General features: G+C 69.0%; 1 protein-coding gene. It reads right to left on the bottom strand.

The features are described 5' to 3' along the window. Positions 1-110 precede the first annotated feature (110 nt). On the bottom strand, positions 111-403 hold a 293-nt coding region (locus tag L995_RS20025; RefSeq protein WP_047473215.1), incomplete at its 5' end, for a LysR substrate-binding domain-containing protein.

A 403-nucleotide genomic window follows, 5' to 3' on the forward strand; every position in this document is an offset into this window, starting at 1 on the left:
CCGCGTAGTGGACGCAAAAGGGCTTTCAGGCGCATGCCAGGGATCCTGCTGTCGGATGACGAGATTCGGGGCGGGCAGTATAGCGGCAGGGGCCTGACCGCCGCAGGCCCTCAGGCTCTGGGCTTCAGCAAGCCGCCCATGCCCTGCACAGCCTCCCTCAGAAACCCCCAGACCGCCTCGATGCGCTGAACCTGCCGGGCATCCGAGGGCATGCTCATCCAGAAGGTGCGGGTGAAGCAGGCCTCGGCGGGCAGCACGCGGCTGAGCACGGGGTCGCGGTCGGCGATGAAGGCGGGCAGCACGGCCAGGCCGGCGCCGGCGCGCACGGCTTCGTACTGGGCGGTGATGCTGGTGCTGCGAAAGGCAAAGCGCTCGGGCTGGAACAGGGTGGACAGCAGCTGCA

The organism is Delftia sp. ZNC0008 (genome assembly GCF_000799035.1).
GTDB lineage: Bacteria > Pseudomonadota > Gammaproteobacteria > Burkholderiales > Burkholderiaceae_C > Comamonas > Comamonas tsuruhatensis.